Annotated in this window: 12 protein-coding genes and 1 riboswitch; of the genes, 3 read left to right on the top strand and 9 right to left on the bottom strand. The window is 75.3% G+C overall.

The window, feature by feature from the left end; genetic code table 11:
- Positions 1–51: 51 nt before the first annotated feature.
- Together eccCa and JQN72_RS08195 are read left to right on the top strand one after the other, a co-directional pair.
- Complete coding sequence (gene eccCa, locus JQN72_RS08200; RefSeq protein ID WP_204134691.1) at positions 52–4,035, top strand: type VII secretion protein EccCa; 3,984 nt, start codon at positions 52–54, stop codon at positions 4,033–4,035.
- A gap of 47 nt (positions 4,036–4,082) precedes the next feature.
- Positions 4,083–4,835, top strand: a complete 753-nt coding sequence (locus JQN72_RS08195) for a 1-acyl-sn-glycerol-3-phosphate acyltransferase (RefSeq protein ID WP_204134690.1) — start codon at positions 4,083–4,085, stop codon at positions 4,833–4,835.
- Positions 4,836–4,866: 31 nt separating this feature from the next.
- Here JQN72_RS08195 and JQN72_RS08190 read toward each other — a convergent pair whose 3' ends face one another.
- Both JQN72_RS08190 and JQN72_RS08185 read right to left on the bottom strand, forming a co-directional pair.
- Positions 4,867–5,919, bottom strand: a complete 1,053-nt coding sequence (locus JQN72_RS08190) for a Fic family protein (protein ID WP_204134689.1) — start codon at positions 5,917–5,919, stop codon at positions 4,867–4,869.
- Positions 5,920–6,313: 394 nt separating this feature from the next.
- Entirely contained in the window at positions 6,314–6,853 is a 540-nt protein-coding gene (locus JQN72_RS08185) for an NUDIX hydrolase family protein (protein ID WP_204134688.1), read from the bottom strand.
- A 44-nt stretch (positions 6,854–6,897) separates the two neighbouring features.
- Here JQN72_RS08185 and JQN72_RS08180 point away from each other — a divergent pair, with 44 nt between their 5' ends.
- Entirely contained in the window at positions 6,898–7,650 is a 753-nt protein-coding gene (locus tag JQN72_RS08180; protein ID WP_204134687.1) for a cobalt-precorrin-6A reductase, read from the top strand.
- Here the strand turns inward: JQN72_RS08180 and cbiB are convergent.
- The 7 genes from cbiB to JQN72_RS08145 are packed head-to-tail and all read right to left on the bottom strand — an operon-like array spanning position 7,640 to position 16,042.
- Positions 7,640–8,587 carry an adenosylcobinamide-phosphate synthase CbiB gene (gene cbiB / locus JQN72_RS08175; RefSeq protein ID WP_204134686.1) on the bottom strand — a complete coding sequence of 316 codons (948 nt, stop codon included), beginning with the start codon at positions 8,585–8,587 and terminating at the stop codon, positions 7,640–7,642. The two genes, JQN72_RS08180 and cbiB, sit on opposite strands and share 11 nt — an antisense overlap.
- The gene (locus tag JQN72_RS08170) at positions 8,584–9,114 is read right to left on the bottom strand and encodes a bifunctional adenosylcobinamide kinase/adenosylcobinamide-phosphate guanylyltransferase (protein WP_204134685.1); all 531 of its coding nucleotides are present in this window, start codon (positions 9,112–9,114) and stop codon (positions 8,584–8,586) included. Before JQN72_RS08170 ends, cbiB begins: the two co-directional genes overlap by 4 nt.
- On the bottom strand, positions 9,111–9,896 hold the full coding sequence (locus JQN72_RS08165; protein WP_307812523.1) for an adenosylcobinamide-GDP ribazoletransferase: 786 nt from the start codon (positions 9,894–9,896) through the stop codon (positions 9,111–9,113). Before JQN72_RS08165 ends, JQN72_RS08170 begins: the two co-directional genes overlap by 4 nt.
- The gene (cobA, locus tag JQN72_RS08160; RefSeq protein WP_204134684.1) at positions 9,893–10,906 is read right to left on the bottom strand and encodes a uroporphyrinogen-III C-methyltransferase; all 1,014 of its coding nucleotides are present in this window, start codon (positions 10,904–10,906) and stop codon (positions 9,893–9,895) included. The genes JQN72_RS08165 and cobA overlap by 4 nt, the downstream gene beginning before the upstream one ends.
- Positions 10,903–13,362: a cobyrinate a,c-diamide synthase gene (locus JQN72_RS18875; RefSeq protein ID WP_307812521.1), complete on the bottom strand. Its 2,460-nt coding sequence runs from the start codon at positions 13,360–13,362 to the stop codon at positions 10,903–10,905. The genes cobA and JQN72_RS18875 overlap by 4 nt, the downstream gene beginning before the upstream one ends.
- Complete coding sequence (gene cobO, locus JQN72_RS08150) at positions 13,359–13,973, bottom strand: cob(I)yrinic acid a,c-diamide adenosyltransferase (RefSeq protein WP_204134682.1); 615 nt, start codon at positions 13,971–13,973, stop codon at positions 13,359–13,361. Before cobO ends, JQN72_RS18875 begins: the two co-directional genes overlap by 4 nt.
- Positions 13,973–16,042 carry a VWA domain-containing protein gene (locus tag JQN72_RS08145; protein ID WP_204134681.1) on the bottom strand — a complete coding sequence of 690 codons (2,070 nt, stop codon included), beginning with the start codon at positions 16,040–16,042 and terminating at the stop codon, positions 13,973–13,975. Before JQN72_RS08145 ends, cobO begins: the two co-directional genes overlap by 1 nt.
- Positions 16,043–16,130: 88 nt before the next feature.
- A riboswitch (cobalamin riboswitch) is annotated at positions 16,131–16,191 on the bottom strand.
- Positions 16,192–16,231: the final 40 nt, after the last annotated feature.

The raw sequence follows: 16,231 nt of genomic DNA, 5'->3' as shown, positions 1-16,231 counted from the left end.
CCACGGGTACCGTTGGTCCGTCCGTCAGGTGCGCGAGGGGAGGGAGAGCGGATGTCCGTGGCCGCGCGGGCCGGAGGCCGGGAGCAGGCGCCGGAGGTGCCGTCCGGTCGGCTCACGCTCCAGCCGCCCCCGGAGATCACCCCGTCCGAGGGGGCCAGCGGCCTGCTCATGCAGGCCGTGCCGATGCTCGGCTCGCTCGGCTCCATCGGCTTCGTCGCCCTGTCCCAGACCGGGCCCCGGGCCTGGTTCACGGCCGGCATGTTCCTCGTCGCGAGCGTCGGGTTCGTCCTCGCCAGCGGCGTGCGGCAGCGCCAGCAGCACGCCGCGCAGACGATCGCCGCACGGCGCGAGTACCTCGCCTACCTCGCCGAGACGCGCGAGACGGTCCGGGAGGCCGCGAGCCGTCAGCGGGCCGCGGCGCTCTGGGACTACCCGGACCCGGCCGCGCTGCCCGTCATCGCCGCCGAGGGCACCCGGGTGTGGGAACGCAGCACGGCCGACGCCGACTTCCTCCAGGTCCGGATGGGCACCACGTCCCAGCCGCTCTGCCTCGAGCTCGAGGCGCCCGAGACCGCGCCGCTCGCCCAGCTCGACCCCGTGGCGGCGTCCGCGCTGCACCGTTTCCTCGCGACCCACCGGGTCCAGCCGGGTCTCCCGGCGTCCGCGGCCCTGCGTTCCTGGCCGCACGTCGAGGTCACCGGGGACGCCGACCCGGCGCGCTCGCTGGCGCGGTCCGTCGTGCTGTCCGCGGCGATGCAGCATGCGCCGGAGGACCTCGTCGTCGCCGCCCTGGTCTCCCGCGAGGCGCGCGCCGAGTGGGAGTGGCTCAAGTGGCTGCCGCATGCCCTGAGCCCCCGCGAGCGGGACGCCGTCGGGCCGGTCCGGCTCGTCGGCGAGTCCGTCCACGACCTGCTCGCGCTCCTGCCGCAGGAGATCGTCGAGCGGCCGCGGTTCGGGCCCTCGGACCGTCCGTCCCTGCCGCACGTCCTTCTCGTCGTCGACGGCGGCCACGCCCCGCCCGGCAACCCCGTCATCACGCCCGAGGGAGTCCTGGGCGTCACGGTCCTGGACCTGCCCGAGTCCTGGGGAGAGCTCGCGGACCCCACCACGCTGCGCCTCGCGGTCGGCCCGCAGACGACCACCGGCCCGCACGCCGGCACCGCACCGCTCGAGATCATCAGCATGGCCCGCGGCGTCGCCCACGGGGTCGCCGACCAGCTGTCGACCACGCGGGCGGAGGCGGCCGCCCGGCGCCTCGCCCCCCGCTACACGGCCGACGAGCCGGAGGCGCGCGACGCGCTCACCGCCTCCACCGAGCTCGTCGACCTGCTCGGCACCGGCGACGTGCGGGACCTCGACGTCGAGACCGCCTGGCGGCCGCGCCTGCAGCGGGACCGGCTACGGGTGCCCATCGGGGTCGACGAGACGGGCCAGCCCGTCGCACTCGACATCAAGGAGTCCGCCCAGCAGGGCATGGGCCCGCACGGGCTCGTCATCGGTGCCACCGGCTCGGGCAAGTCCGAGCTCCTGCGCACCCTCGTGCTCGCCCTCGCCATGACGCACAGCTCCGAGGCGCTGAACTTCGTGCTCGTCGACTTCAAGGGCGGTGCCACGTTCGCCGGGATGGCGGACCTGCCGCACGTCTCGGCCGTCATCACCAACCTCGGCCAGGAGCTGAGCCTCGTCGAGCGCATGCAGGACGCCCTCCAGGGCGAGATGACCCGGCGTCAGGAGCTGCTGCGCTCCGCCGGCAACTTCGCGAACGTCACCGACTACGAGAGGGCCCGGGCCCAGGGAGCCGACCTCGAGCCGCTGCCGGCCCTCCTCATCGTCGCCGACGAGTTCTCCGAGCTGCTCTCCGCCAAGCCCGAGTTCGCCGACCTCTTCGTCGCGATCGGGCGGCTCGGCCGGTCGCTGTCGATGCACCTCCTGCTCTCCTCGCAGCGGCTCGAGGAGGGGCGGCTGCGCGGACTGGAGTCGCACCTGTCGTATCGGATCGGTCTGCGCACCTTCTCGGCCGGCGAGTCCCGGACGGTCATCGGCGTCCCCGACGCCTACGAGCTGCCGCCGGTGCCGGGTCTCGGCTACCTCAAGCCGGACCAGACGACGCTGACCAAGTTCAAGGCGGCGTACGTGTCCGGGCCGCCGAAGGGCCGTCGCCGCCGGGCGGCCGCCGCCGACGGCGGTCCCGCCGGCAGCTCGGACATCCTGCCGTTCACCCTGGCGCCGGTCACCGCCGGGCGTCGGGCCGTCGAGCCCGCCCCGCAGGCGGGGACGTCCGAGCCCGTCGAGGAGCGTGCGGTGTTCGACATCGCCGTGTCCCGGATGAAGGGGCGCGGCCGGCCCGCACACCAGGTGTGGCTCCCGCCGCTCGACGTGCCCAGCTCGCTCGACCAGCTGATGCGCGACCTCGCCCCGGACCCCGAGCTCGGCCTCGTGAGCAGGACCTGGCGGGAGCGGGGCGACTACGTCCTCCCGGTCGGGATCGTCGACCGGCCTCTGGAGCAGCGCCGCGAGCTCCATGTCCTCTCGCTCGGCGGCGCGGCCGGGCACGTGGCGGTCGTCGGCGGGCCGCGCTCGGGGCGCAGCACCTTCGCCCGGACGGTCGTCGGGGCCATCGCGCTCACGACGACTCCCGTCGAGAGCCAGGTCTACGTTCTCGACTTCGGCGGCGGCACCTTCACGCCGTTCACCAAGCTCGCGCACGTCGCGGGGGTCGCGAACCGGAGCGAGCCAGAGGTCGTCCGGCGTCTCGTCTCGGAGATCAAGGGCATCGTGGACGCCCGAGAGACCTACTTCCGCGACCACGGCGTCGACTCCATCGAGACGTACCGGCGGTGGCGGGCCGCGGGCCGGGTCGACGACGGCTACGGCGACGTGTTCCTCGTCGTCGACGGCTGGCCCACCGTCCGTTCCGACTTCGACGAGCTCGAGCCGGTCATCACCGAGCTCGCCGGGCGCGGCCTGACGTTCGGGGTGCACGTCGTCATCACGACCTCGCGGTGGATGGACTTCCGCAACCAGATCCGTGACGTCCTCGGCACTCGCGTCGAGCTCCGGCTCGGTGACCCCACCGACTCCGAGGTCGACCGTCGCGTGGCCGCCAACGTCCCGAAGGGCCGTCCCGGCCGTGGTCTCACCGCCGGCAAGCACCACTTCCTCGGGGCGGTGCCGCGGGTCGACGACAGCGGTGGGGTCGACGACCTCGGCGACGGCGTCGAGGACCTCGTCGCGAAGGTCAACGCCGCCTGGACGGGCCCGCGCGGGCCGAAGCTGCGGCTGCTGCCAGAGAAGATCACGTTGGACGCGGTCCGCGAGCTCGCGGGGCCGGACGACCGCCGGCTGCTCCTCGGCGTCGACGAGGCCAACCTCGCTCCCATCGGCCTGGACCTCGAGGAGGACCCGCACCTGTACCTCCTCGGGGACGGCGACAGCGGCAAGACGGCGTTCCTGCGCGGCGTGGCCCACGAGGTCGCGCGGCTCCACACCCCGCAGCAGGCGAAGCTCGTCGTCGTCGACTACCGGCGCGGCCTGCTCGGCGAGCTGCCCGAGGACCACCTCGCCCAGTACCTGACCACCGAGGAGCAGACGGTCGAGGAGGTCGAGGGGATCGCCGGCTTCCTCAAGTCCCGTCTGCCGGGGCCGGACGTCACCGCGGAGCAGCTGCGGGCCCGGTCGTGGTGGTCCGGTGCCGAGATCTTCTTCCTCGTCGACGACTACGACCTCGTCGTCACCTCGGCCGGGTCGCCGCTGCGCCCGCTCGTGCCGCTGCTCGCGCAGGCCGGGGACGTCGGGCTGCACCTGTTCGTCACGCGCCGCAGCGGTGGGGCGTCGCGGGCGCTGTTCGAGCCGGTGCTGCAGACCGTGCGGGACCTCGGTGCTCCGGGTGTGCTGCTGTCCGGGAGCCCGGACGAGGGCATGCTCATCGGCCGGGTCAAGCCGTCGGTGCAGCCGCCCGGGCGGGCGCGGATCATCTCCCGCGACCTCGGGGACCAGGTGTTCCAGAGCGCCTGGCACCCGCCGGTGCATCCCTGACGCGCGGACCGTCCGAGGCGGGACGCGAGGACGACTAGGGTGGGTCCATGGAGCCGCTGTACCGGTCAGTCGTGGGGGCCGCCCGCACGGTGTTCTTCCTCCAGGGCACGCGGTTCACCATCCTGGGGCGTGCGAACGTGCCCCGCGTCGGCGGCGCGGTCATGGCGATCAACCACACGTCGTACCTCGACTTCACGTACGCCGGGCTCCCCGCCCGGCGGCACGGCCGGTACGTCCGGTTCATGGCGAAGCAGTCGATCTTCGGCCACCCCGTCGCCGGGCCGCTGATGCGGGGGATGAAGCACATCCCGGTCGACCGGCAGTCCGGGGGCGACGCCTTCCGCCAGGCGCTGGGGGCTCTGAAGGACGGCGAGATCGTCGGCGTCTTCCCGGAGGCGACCATGTCGCGCTCCTTCGAGCTCAAGCCGTTCAAGCCGGGCGCGGTGAAGATGGCGCAGGCCGCCGGGGTGCCGCTCCTGCCGACGACCATCTGGGGCGGGCATCGGGTGTGGACCAAGGAGCTGCCGAAGAAGCGCGGGTTCGCGCGCATCCCGATCCACATCACGGTGGGGGAGCCGCTGCACGTCGAGCGCCGTGAGGACGTCGCGGCCGCGACCGAGCGGCTGCGCGCCGCGATGCAGGCTCAGCTCGACGCCCAGCAGGCGGCCTACCCGAGGCTCAGCGGGGACGACCTGCGCTGGGTGCCGGCCCGGCTCGGTGGCACGGCCCCGACGCCCGAGGAGGCGCACGAGCGGGACGCGGCGGACATGCGCCGCACCCGCGACGAGTTCACCGGCTGACCTGGGGCGGCGCGACGCGTCGCCGAGAGGCTCAGGTGGTGACCCGCAACCAGACGGCCGAGCGCCCTGTGCCCTGCGGTTTGAGCAGCCCTTCATCCTTCAGATCGTTGAGGACGAGTCGGATGGTGGGATCGCTGATTCCGGGGAGCGCTGCTCTGACATCGGAGATCGCGAAGACGGGCGCACCGTGCCTCAGGACGTGCTCCCGGACGCGTTCCGATTTCGTGCCTCCAGACCTGTCGGCGGCGACACCTTCAGCAAGCCGGGCATAACCGCGGGCGAGGAGTTGGCTGAAGTATTTCAACCAGGGCCATGGGTCGTTGGCGTGGTCGTTCCAGTCGTGGGTCGAGTCGAGCAACGCCTGGTAGTAGTCGTCGGCAGACTCGGCGATGAGCTGTTCGAGCGACACGTAGCGACCGACCCCATAGCCGGCCTCGGCGAGTAGGGCGTTCGTGAGCGCGCGTGCCACTCGGCCATTGCCGTCGTCGAACGGGTGGATGATGAGCAGGTCTAGGACGAACAAGCCGACGAGGAGCACTGGGTGGTGTTGGTCTGCCCTGACTGCATCGACATAGCGGTCGATCAGGTCGGCGGCGTAGTACTCGGTGCGAGCGGCAGGAACGGGCTTGAAGCGAACGGTCTGGACCCCGTCGGGGGACCGGTCGACGACAAGGTTGTCGCTCTGCTTGAAGGCCCCACCGGTGACCTTGGTATCCGCGAAAAGCAGTCGGTGCAGGTGGAGGAGCAGGCCGACGTTCAAGGGGCGCCAGTCGTCGGCGAAGAGGTAGTCGAGAGCAGCGCGGTAGCCGGCGAGCTCTTGTTCGCTGCGGGTGCGCAGCTCGATGGGCTTGTTGGCGATGATGGCGGCCGCACGGCTGCGGTTCTTGACGACGACGCCCTCGAGGGCGGACGACGCAGTGATGCTTGCGACTCGAGCGCGGTTGGCCAGCTCAGTCAGCAGATCGGGAACCTGGTTGAGGTACAGCCCCTCGCTGCCCTGTCCGCGGTCGATGTCGCGCAACGTCATCACCAAGGGCGCCGGCACAGCGCCGAGGACTCGGTCGAGGTCGACGAAAGAGTGCACCAGAAAGCCCTCACAGACGGTCTAAACTAAATAATACAGAGATCACTTATGTAGTTTAGACCCTTGTGAGCGCTTCGGCCCAACGCCGTGCCGTCGCGGCATGCCGTCGCGCTCGGCCTCCATCTTCGGACCGCGCTGGTCCGGGAGCGCCCTCGAGCGAGCTGCCAAGGGCCCGCCAGCGGCGAGCGTCTCAGACGCTGCCCTCCCGGTCCTCTTCCCGTTCATCTTCGTCATCGTGTTGGTCATCTTCACCTCGGCTCGAAAGCCGCACTGGCGGCAACGAGCCGTCTGCAGACGGCTCGGGACCTGACAGAAGGCTTCCAGTCCGCGAGCACGACCGCGCGCCGGGCCTGTAGCCCGATCTGGGCGGCGGGACGCGGGCGGGGTACGGCGCTCAGACGGAGTGACCGAGGTAGGCCAGCGCCTGCCGGAGCAGCACGCCGTGGCCGCGGTCCATCTCGGCCTGGATGCCGGGGTCGAGGGCCTGTTCGGGGGTCAGCCAGGTGAGGTCGAGCGCGTCGTTCTGCGGCGAGCAGTCGCCGGCCACCGGGACGACGAACGCCAGGGACACCGCGTGCTGGCGCGGGTCGTGGAACGGCGTGACGCCAGGTGTGGGGAAGTACTCGGCGACGGTGAACGGCTGCGGCGCCACGGGGACGCGCGGCAGGGCCACGGGACCGAGGTCCTTCTCGATGTGCCGGAGCAGCGCGTCACGCACCCGTTCGTGGTGCAGGACCCGGCCCGACACGAGCTCGCGGCACACCTTGCCCTCGGCGTCGAGGCGGAGGAGCACACCGACCTCGCCGACCTCGCCGCGCTCGTCGACCCGCACCGGCACGGCGTCGACGTAGAGGATGGGGAGCTTCTCGCGTGCGGCGTCGAGGTCCTCGCGGCTCAGCCAGGCGGGGTCGTGGTCAAGCTCGAGGTTGCTCATGCCGGAGATTCTGCCAACCGACGGCCCGGGCTAGGGTGCCGGGCGTGCCGCACGTCCCCGACCACCTCCGGATCCTCGTCGTCGGCGGGACCGCCGAGGCCCGCGACCTCGCGTCCCGGCTCGTCGCGGTGGGCATCGACGTCACGTCCTCGCTCGCCGGCCGGGTCTCCCGACCCCGGATGCCCGAGGGGCGGGTCCGGGTCGGCGGCTTCGGCGGCGTGGACGGTCTGCGCGGCGCCATCCGGGAGCACGGCTGGACCCACGTCGTCGACGCCACGCACCCGTTCGCCGCGACGATGACCGAGCACGCCGTGGCCGCGGCCTCCGCGGAAGGCGTGCCGCTGCTGCGGCTGGCGCGCCCCGGTTGGGGCGGCCACCCGGATGCGGGGGAGTGGCACTGGGTGGACGGCCACGACGCCGCACGTGACACCGCGAGCGCGCTCGGCGAGCGGCCCGCTCTCACCACCGGCCGGCAGACGCTGCCGCACTACCGGTCATGGCGCGACCGCGCCGTGCTCGTCCGCCTCGTCGAGCCGACGGAGGAGCCGCTGCCGGACGCGTGGACGGTCGTCCTCGACCGCGGCCCCTACGACGAGGCCGGCGAGACCGCGCTGTTCCGGGGGCACCGGGCCGACGTCCTCGTGACGAAGGACTCCGGCGGCGCGTACACCGCGGCCAAGCTCGACGCCGCGCGCGCCCTCGGGATGCCGGTGGTCGTCGTCCGCCGCCCACCGGTCCCGCCCGGCGTCGAGGTCGTGGACGACGTCGACGCCGTGCTGCGCCGGCTCAGCGGCTGAGCGCCCGTCGGGCGAGACGGAGGCCGACGGCCGTCCCGAGCGCCGCCCACGTGACCCGTCGGAGCAGGGCGGTCGCTCGCGGCACGTCACGCACGGTGGGCGCCGGACCGTCCCCGAGGACCCCGCGGTCCTCGACGACCTCGCCGTAGGTGTTGCTGCCGCCGAGGCGGATGCCGAGGGCCGCGGCCCAGGCGGCCTCGACCGGGCCGGCGTTCGGGCTCGGATGGCGCGGGCCGTCCCGGCGCGCCGTGCGCACGACGATCGCTCCCCGGCCGGAGCGCAGCTGGGCGTCAGCGGCGGTGAGCAGCACGGTGACCCGGGACGGCACCCACGCGGCGACGTCGTCGACTCGCGCGGCGGCCCATCCGTACCGCTCGTAGCGTGTCGAGCGGTGGCCGACCATCGCGTCGAGGGTGTTGACGGCCCGGTGCCCGAGCAGTCCGGGCAGCCCGGCGACGGCTCCCCAGAGCAGCGGGGCGACGACGGCGTCGACGGTGTTCTCGGCGAGGCTCTCGGTGCAGGCCCGCGCCAGCCCGTCGGCGTCCAGCGTGCTCGGGTCCCGCCCCACGAGCGAGCGCACCCGCTGCCGCGCGCCGTCGAGGTCGCCCCCGCCCGCGGCCGCGGCCACGGCGGTCGCCTCGCGCTCGAGGGACCGCCCGCCGAGCACCGCCCAGGTGGCGGCCGCCACGGCGAGCGCGCGCGGACCCGGGGGCAGCCGGGAGCCGGCGGCGCCGAGCAGCACCGCCCCACCGACGAGGACGCCCTCGGCGACCGCTCCCCGCCTCCGGCTCGGTGCGTAGAGCGCGCGCTCGACCCGCAGGGCGAGCGTCCCGAAGCCCGCGACGGGGTGGAGGCGGCGGGGGTCGCCGAGCATCCGGTCGAGGACGACGCCGGCGACGAGCCCGACGGCCACCGGGTCGGCGACGTAGCGGCTCACGGGCCGGGGAGCGGCAGCACCCGCCCGGCCACGACGAGGAGGACGGTGTCGCTCACGGCCGCGAGGTCCTGGTTGAGCCGGCCGAGCTCGTCGGCGAAGACCCGCCCGGAGCGGTGCGCCGGGACGACGCCCCAGCCGACCTCGTTCGTCACGAGCACGACGTCGTGCGGGCAGCCGGCCCACGCGGCGACGACCGCGTCGGTCCGCTCGTGCAGGGCGTCCACCCAGTCGGCACGGGGGGCGTCCCAGGCTCCGAGGTCGTCGAGCACGGAGGTGAGCCAGGTGCCGGCGCAGTCGACGAGCGCGGGGCCGGTGAGCCCGGCCAGCGCGCCCGCGAGGTCGCTCGTCTCGAGGGTCGACCACGAGGCGGGCCGGCGGGCCCGGTGCGCCGCGACGCGGTCGGCCCAGTCGGGGTCGTCGGCGCGCGGCCCGGTGGCGACGTACGTGACGCCCTCGCGCGCGTCGAACAGCCCCTCGGCGACATGTGACTTGCCGGAGCGTACCCCTCCCGTGACGAGCGTCCTCACGCCTGCGCCCCGGTGGCGATGGCGGCGAGCAGGACGGTGGTGGCGACCTCGACGGCAGCGCCGACGGTGTCGCCGGTGACGCCGCCGACGGTCCGGACGACGCGCCGGACGAGCCAGGCCACCGCGAGGACGGCGACGAGCACACCGACCGGGCCGGCGGCCCATCCGGCCCCGGCTGCCGCGCCCAGCCCAGCCAGCGCGGCAGCGGCCAGGACGACCCAGCCGAGGACGACTGGCCCGGGGACGGTCGACGCGACGAGCGCCCCGAGCCCGTCCGGACGGGCGGCGGGCACGCCACGGACGCAGACCCCGGTGCAGGCGACCCGGCCGAGCGCGACGGCCACCCCGGCCACGAGCGCCCCCGAGGCCCCCGAGGCGAGTGCGCCGACCGCCGCGGCCTGGGCCATGAGGACGACGACCAGCGCGACCACGCCCATCGGGCCGACGTCCCCCGAGCGCATCACGGCGAGCGCGCGCTCGCGGTCCCAGCCCGCGCCGAGGCCGTCGACGGTGTCGGCGAGGCCGTCGAGGTGCATCGCGCGGGTCGCGAGCGCGCCGGCGCCGACGGCGAACGCGCCGGTGACGATCGAGGGGGCGCCGAGCACATGCCCGGCGAGGGTGACGGCACCGACGGCCACGCCGACCGGCAACGCGGCGACGGGCGCGAGCGCCATCGCCCAGCGCGCGTGCGCCGGCGTGACCTCGCCGATGTCGCCGCTGGGCACGACGGTCAGCGTGCCGACTGCGAGCCGCAGCCCGGGCGCGGCGTCGGCGGCGCTCACGTCGGCTGCTCGAGGGCGTCGACGACCGCACCGACGACGGCGACGGACGGCGGCCCCACCCCCGCGGCAGCCGTGGCGTCGGCGAGGCCGGCCAGGGGGGCCCGGACGGTCTGCTGGCCGGGCAGCGACCCTTCGGCGACGCAGGCCGACGGGGTGTCCGCAGGCATCCCGTGCCGGACGAGCTCATCGGCGATCTCGCCGAACGTGGCGTTGCCCATGAGGACGACGAGGGTGAGCCCGCACCGGGCGATGGCACCCCAGTCGACCTCGCTGCGCGGGTCGTCAGGCCCGACGTGGCCGGAGACGACGACGAAGCCCTGGGTCAGGGCCCGGTGGGTGACGGGGATGCCGGCGAGCGCCGGCGCCGCGACCGCCGAGGAGACGCCCGGGACGACGGTGACCGGGATGCCGTGGCGGACACAGGCGTTCCACTCCTCGCCGCCGCGTCCGAAGACGAAGCCGTCGCCGCCCTTGAGCCGGACGACGTCGAGCCCCCGCGAGGCACGCTCGACGAGCAGGGCGTCGATGGCCTCCTGCGGCGTGAACGCCCCGCGCGGGATCTTGCCGACGTGGACGACCTCGGCGTCGGGTCTGGCCCGGGAGAGCACCGCGAGCGGGGCGAGCCGGTCGCAGACGAGGACGTCGGCGCGCTCGACCGCCGCGAGCCCCGCGGTCGTGAGGAGACCGGGGTCGCCGGGGCCGCCGCCGACGAGGGTCACCCGTCCGATGCCGTCCGAGCCCTGCGGTCGGTCTGCCTCCGGGGCCGGTGTGTGCGGGTCGCGGAGCACGACGTCCGCACCGTCGGCCTCTGCCTCCGGGTCGACGCGCAGCAGCCCGCGCCCGGCGAGGTCGTGCAGCTGGGCCAGGACGTCGTCCGGGGTCGTCGCGTCGGGCCGGACCACGGGGTGCACGCCCTGGGCTGCGAGGGCGTGCACCGTCTCGGCCACGCGGGCGCCGGGGCGGGTCACGAGCACGCTCGAGCCGGCGGCGACGGGCAGGGCGAGGCTCACGCGGACCGCTCCGACCGCGAGGCGAGCGCCCGGCCGAGCTCGCGCAGCAGGCCGTCGCTGGTCAGCGGGTCGCGCACGGCGATGCGCACCCACTGCGGCCCGAGGCCGGGGAAGGTGTCGCCGCGCCGTACGGCGTACCCGCGGTCGCGCAGCGCCTCGCGCACACCGCCGCCGACCTCGACGAGGACGAAGCTCGTCGCGGACGGGACGGGGCGCAGCCCGAGGTCGGTGAGCCCGCGCAGCAGGTGGCGGCGCCACCCGGCGGTCTCCTCGGCCGCCCGGGCGGCCTCCGCGCGGGCCAGCGGGCTCGCGGTCTCGACCATGACCCGCGCGGCGAGGGTGCCGACCGACCACGGCGGCTGGTGCCGGGCGAGCCGGGCGACGAGCGCGGGGTCGCCGACGACGTACCCGGCGCGCAGCCCCGCCAGCGCCCAGGTCTTCGTGAGCGACCGGACGACGAGCACGCCGGTGAGGTCGGCGCCGACGAGCGAGGCGTCCTCGTGCGGGTCGGTGTCGATGAACGCCTCGTCGACGACGAGCACCCGGCCGGGGGCGCGGAGTGCCTCGAGGGCTGCGCGTGGGTGCACCACCCCCGTGGGGTTGGTGGGGTTGCCGACGACGACGAGGTCGGTGTCGCGCGGGACGGCCTCCGGGTGCAGGGCGAAGCCGTCGTGCGCCGAGAGGACGACGTGCTCGGGCACGGTGCCCGCGAGGCGCAGGGCCGCCTCGGGCTCGGTGAACTGCGGATGGACGACGACCGCGCGCCGGGCCGGGAGGGCGCGGGCGAGGAGGGTGAACGCCTCGGCGGCGCCGGCGGTGGGGAGGACGGCGGCCTCTGAGACGCCGTGCCGGCGGGCCAGGGCGGAGCGGGCGGTGTCCGCGCTGGGGTAGGCCGCGAGGTCGTCGACGGCCCGGCGCAGGTGCTCGGCCAGCCACGGGGGTGGCGCGCTCCCGCGGACGTTGACCGCGAGGTCGATGAGCCCGGGTGTCGCCTCGGCGTCGCCGTGGTGGCGGAGCGGGTCGGCCGGGGCGTCACCCGGCGCGCCGGACCCGATCGGCACAGCGGGCTCGGGCACCGGCAGGGCGACCCGGGTCGGTGCGGCGTGCACGGCGTCGGCGAAGCGGGCCGCGACCTCGGGGTGGCCCGCCCAGTGGACGTGGAGGTAGGACGCGTGCAGCGTCGGGGAGCCGGTGCCGGCGGGGTCGAGGGACCATCCTTCGGCGTCGCCGTCGAGGAGCCAGCCCGGCTGCTCTCCGTGGCCCGGTGCCGTGCGGGTGCGGTGGAACTCGTGGCCGCGCACCGTCGTGCCAGCGGGGCCGAGCAGCGTCTCGTGCGCCGTGGTGGCCGTCCGGTAGCGCAGGGTGAGCCGGGGATGCATCGCGGCGTCGGTGGGCACCGCCCCGACCATGCGGTGGCCGTCGACCGCCCGGGCGAGGTAGAGCAGCCCGGCGCACTCGGCGACCGTCGGGATGCCGGAGCGCACGGCGTCGGCGACGTCGGCGAGCAGCGAGGTGTTGCCGGCGAGGGTCGCGGCATGCATCTCGGGGAAGCCGCCGCCGAGGTAGATGCCGCTCGTGCCGGCGGGCAGGACGGGGTCGAGCGCGGGGTCGAAGACGACCGGCTCGCACCCCTGGGCGCGGAGCAGCTCGTCGACCTCGGCATAGCGGAAGGTGAAGGCCCGCCCACCCGCCACCGCGACCCGGCGTGCCGGGCGCTGCCGCCCGACCGGGGGCGTCCACGAGGCGGCATCGAGGTCCGGTGCGGTGCGGGCGAGCGCGACGACGGCGTCGAGGTCGACGAGCCGTGCGGTCTGCTCGGCGAGGCGGTCCAGCGCGGCGACGGCGTCGTCGCGCTCGGCCACGGGGACGAGCCCGAGGTGGCGGGAGGGTGCGGAGACCCCGGCGTCGCGAGGGAGCACACCGAGAACGGGGACGCCGAGGGCCTCGACCGCGCGGCGGACCTCGGTGGCGTGCCGCTCGGACCCGGCCTTGTTGAGGACGACCCCGCCCACCTGCACGCTCGGGTCGAAGGTGCGCAGGCCGTGCACCGTGGCGGCGACCGTCCGGGCCGCCGACGAGATGTCGAGGACGAGGAGGACGGGGGAGCGGGTGAGTGCGGCGACGTGGCCGGTGGAGGCCCAGCCGTCGGTGCCGAGCCGGCCGTCGAAGAGCCCCATGACGCCCTCGACGACCGTGACATCCGCCGGCTCGGGGGTCGCTGCAGCGTGCAGCAGGAGGGGCAGGACGCGCTCCTCGCCCTGCAGCCAGGGGTCGAGGTTGCGGCCGGGCCGTCCGGTGGCGAGGGCGTGGTAGCCGGGGTCGATGTAGTCGGGCCCGACCTTGGCGCCCGCGACGACGTGCCCGGCACGGCTGAGCGCGGCCATGAGCCCGACGGCGACCGTCGTCTTGCCCTGGCCGGAGGCGGCCGCCGCGACGACGACCCGCGGGACGCTCACCACTCGATGCCCCTCTGGCCCTTCTGCCCCTGGTCGAAGGGGTGCTTGACCTTCGTCATCTCGGTGAACACGTCGGCGACCTCGAGGAGCCGGGGGTCGGGGTCGCGCCCGGTGATGACGACGTGCTGGTAGCCGGGCCGCTCACGCAGCACCCGGACGACCTCGTCGACGTCGACCCAGCCCCACTTGAGGACGTAGGTGAACTCGTCGAGCACGTAGAGCGTGTGGGTCTCCTCGGCGAGCCGGCGGGCGATCTCGGCCCAGCCCTCGCGAGCGGCGGCGGCGTGGTCCTCCTCGGTGCCCTCCTTGCGCGACCACGACCAGCCCGAGCCCATCTTGTGCCACTCGACCGGCCCACCCTCGCCGGTCTGCTCGTGGAGGCGGCCGAGGGCCTCCAGCGCGGCCTGCTCGCCGATCCGCCACTTGGCGCTCTTGACGAACTGGAACACCCCGATCGACCAGCCCTGGTTCCAGCCGCGCAGCGCGAGCCCGAACGCGGCGGTCGACTTGCCCTTCCCCGGACCGCCGTGGACGACGACGAGTGGCCGGTTGCGGCGCTGGCGCGTCGTCAGGCCGTCGTCGGCGGTGACCGGCACCTGTCCCTTCGGCATCAGGCGACCCTCCCTCGTGACGGCGTCCGGGGGTCGGCCGCGGCCTGCGCGGACGCGACGGTGGCGACGAGCGCGTCGGCGGCGACCTCGCCGAGGGGGACGTGGGTGGCGCCCATCCGGGCGGCGAGGTCGGCGGCCAGGCCGAGCCGGAAGCGGCCCGTCTCGCAGTCGACGACGACGCTCTGGACGCCGGTGGCCGGCCAGGCGTCGGCGACCCGGCGCGCGCGGTCGAGCGCGTCCGGGCCGGACGTGGCCCGCCCGTCGGTGACGAGGACGAGGAGCGGACGGCGGCGCGGGTCGCGGATGCGCTCGACCTCGAGGGTGCGGGCCGCGAGGGCCATCCCTTCGGCGAGCGGGGTGCGGCCGCCGTGCGGCACGGTCTCGAGGCAGCGCGCCGCGGCCTCGACCGACGAGGTGGGCGAGAGGTCGAGGCTCGCCGACGTGCCGCGGAAGCTGACCAGACCGACCCGGTCGCGGCGCTGGTAGGCGTCGAGAAGGAGTGAGAGGACCGCGGTCTTGACCTCCTCCATGCGCCGGCGTGCGCCCATCGATCCGGACGCGTCGACGGCGAGGAGGACGAGGTTGGACTCGCGTCCCTGGAGCACGGCCGTGCGCAGGTGGTCGGGGGCGACCCGCAGCCGCCCCTGCTCACCGGCGGCCCGGGCGCGCGCCGCCGCCGTGACGGTGGCCGGGAGGTGCAGGCGCCCGGTGGACCCGGTGCGCCAGCCGACGGTGCGTCCGGAGGTCGTCAGCGCGCGGCTGCGCTTGCCGGGGTCGCCGAGGCCGACACCGGTGAGCCGGAGGACCTTCGGGCGGAACGCCTGCCCCGACCGCGCCAGACCGGTCGGTGCGGCGCCGTGGCCCTCCGGCCCCTCCTGCGGCGCCTCGCCCCGGGCGTCGGCGGGCTCCGGCTCGGCCGGCTCCGCGGGCTCGGACGGGCCGGGGTCCGCGGCGTCCGAGGGGGTGTCGACCGCGTCGGGGGACGGGTCGCGGTCCTCGGGAGAGGCGCCACCCTCCGGGCTGTCGTCGCCGGGACCGGGCGGCTCGGGCTCCGGGTCGTCCTCGAGGCCGTCGAGCAGCTGGTCGAGGAGGTCCTCGTCCAGTCCCGGGGCGTCGAACGGGTTGCGGCGGCGCCGGTGGGGGAGCGAGAGCCGGGCCGCGGCCCGGACGTCCGCGCGGGTGACCCTGGTGCGGCCGTGCCACGCGGCGTGCGCCTTCGCGGCGCGGGCGGTGACGATGTCTGCCCGCATGCCGTCGACGTCGAAGCCCGCGCACACCCGGGCGATCGCCCCGAGCGCGGCGTCGGTGAGCTCGACGTCGTCGACGCCGTCCCGGGCGGCGGCGATCCGCTGGACGAGGTCGGCCTGGGCCTCGGAGTAGCGGGCCGCGAAGGCCCCGGGATCGGCGTCGAAGGCGAGCCGGCGCCGAACGACCTCGGCGCGCTCGTCCGGCTCGCGGGAGGCGGCCACCTCGACGGTGAGGCCGAACCGGTCGAGCAGCTGCGGGCGGAGCTCGCCCTCCTCGGGGTTCATCGTGCCGACGAGCACGAGCTCGGCGGCGTGGCTCACCGAGACCCCGTCCCGCTCGACGCTCGTGCGGCCCATCGCCGCGGCGTCGAGGAGGAGGTCGACGAGGTGGTCGTGGAGGAGGTTGACCTCGTCGACGTAGAGCAGTCCGCGGTGGGCGGCGGCGAGCAGGCCGGGCTGGAACGTCGCGTGGCCCTCGCCGAGCGCGCGGCCGAGGTCGAGCGAGCCGATGACGCGGTCCTCGGTGGCGCCGACCGGTAGCTCGACGAGCCGCGCCGGGCGGCGCTCGGAGGGGGCGTCCGCGGGGTGCGGGCCGTCCGGGCAGCGCGGGTCGGGGGCGTCCGGGTCGCACGAGAAGCGGCATCCGGAGACGACCTGCTGGGCGGGGAGGAGGTCGACGAGCGCCCGGACGATCGTCGACTTCGCCGTGCCCTTCTCGCCGCGGACGAGGACCCCGCCGACGGACGGCGAGACGGTCGTGAGGACGAGGGCGAGGGCGAGGTCGTCGGACCCCACGACGGCCGAGAACGGGTAGTGGACCACGAGGTTGCGGACTCCTCCTGCGGCGAGTGACCACGCTCGCCCGAGTGACGGACGCCGCCGGTGTCGCGCGGCGGCGGGCCCCTGCGACGTCCTGGCTCTCCCTCGCGGGATGACAGTGGCGGGACCGCTCCGGACTCTCACCGGATTCCTCGCCGAGGCCGGGGCCATCATGGCACGCGCGCCGCCCGG

The sequence above is a fragment of the Phycicoccus sp. CSK15P-2 genome, from assembly GCF_016888005.1.
Lineage (GTDB): Bacteria > Actinomycetota > Actinomycetes > Actinomycetales > Dermatophilaceae > Phycicoccus.
This window is presented reverse-complemented; position numbering and strand designations above follow the sequence as displayed.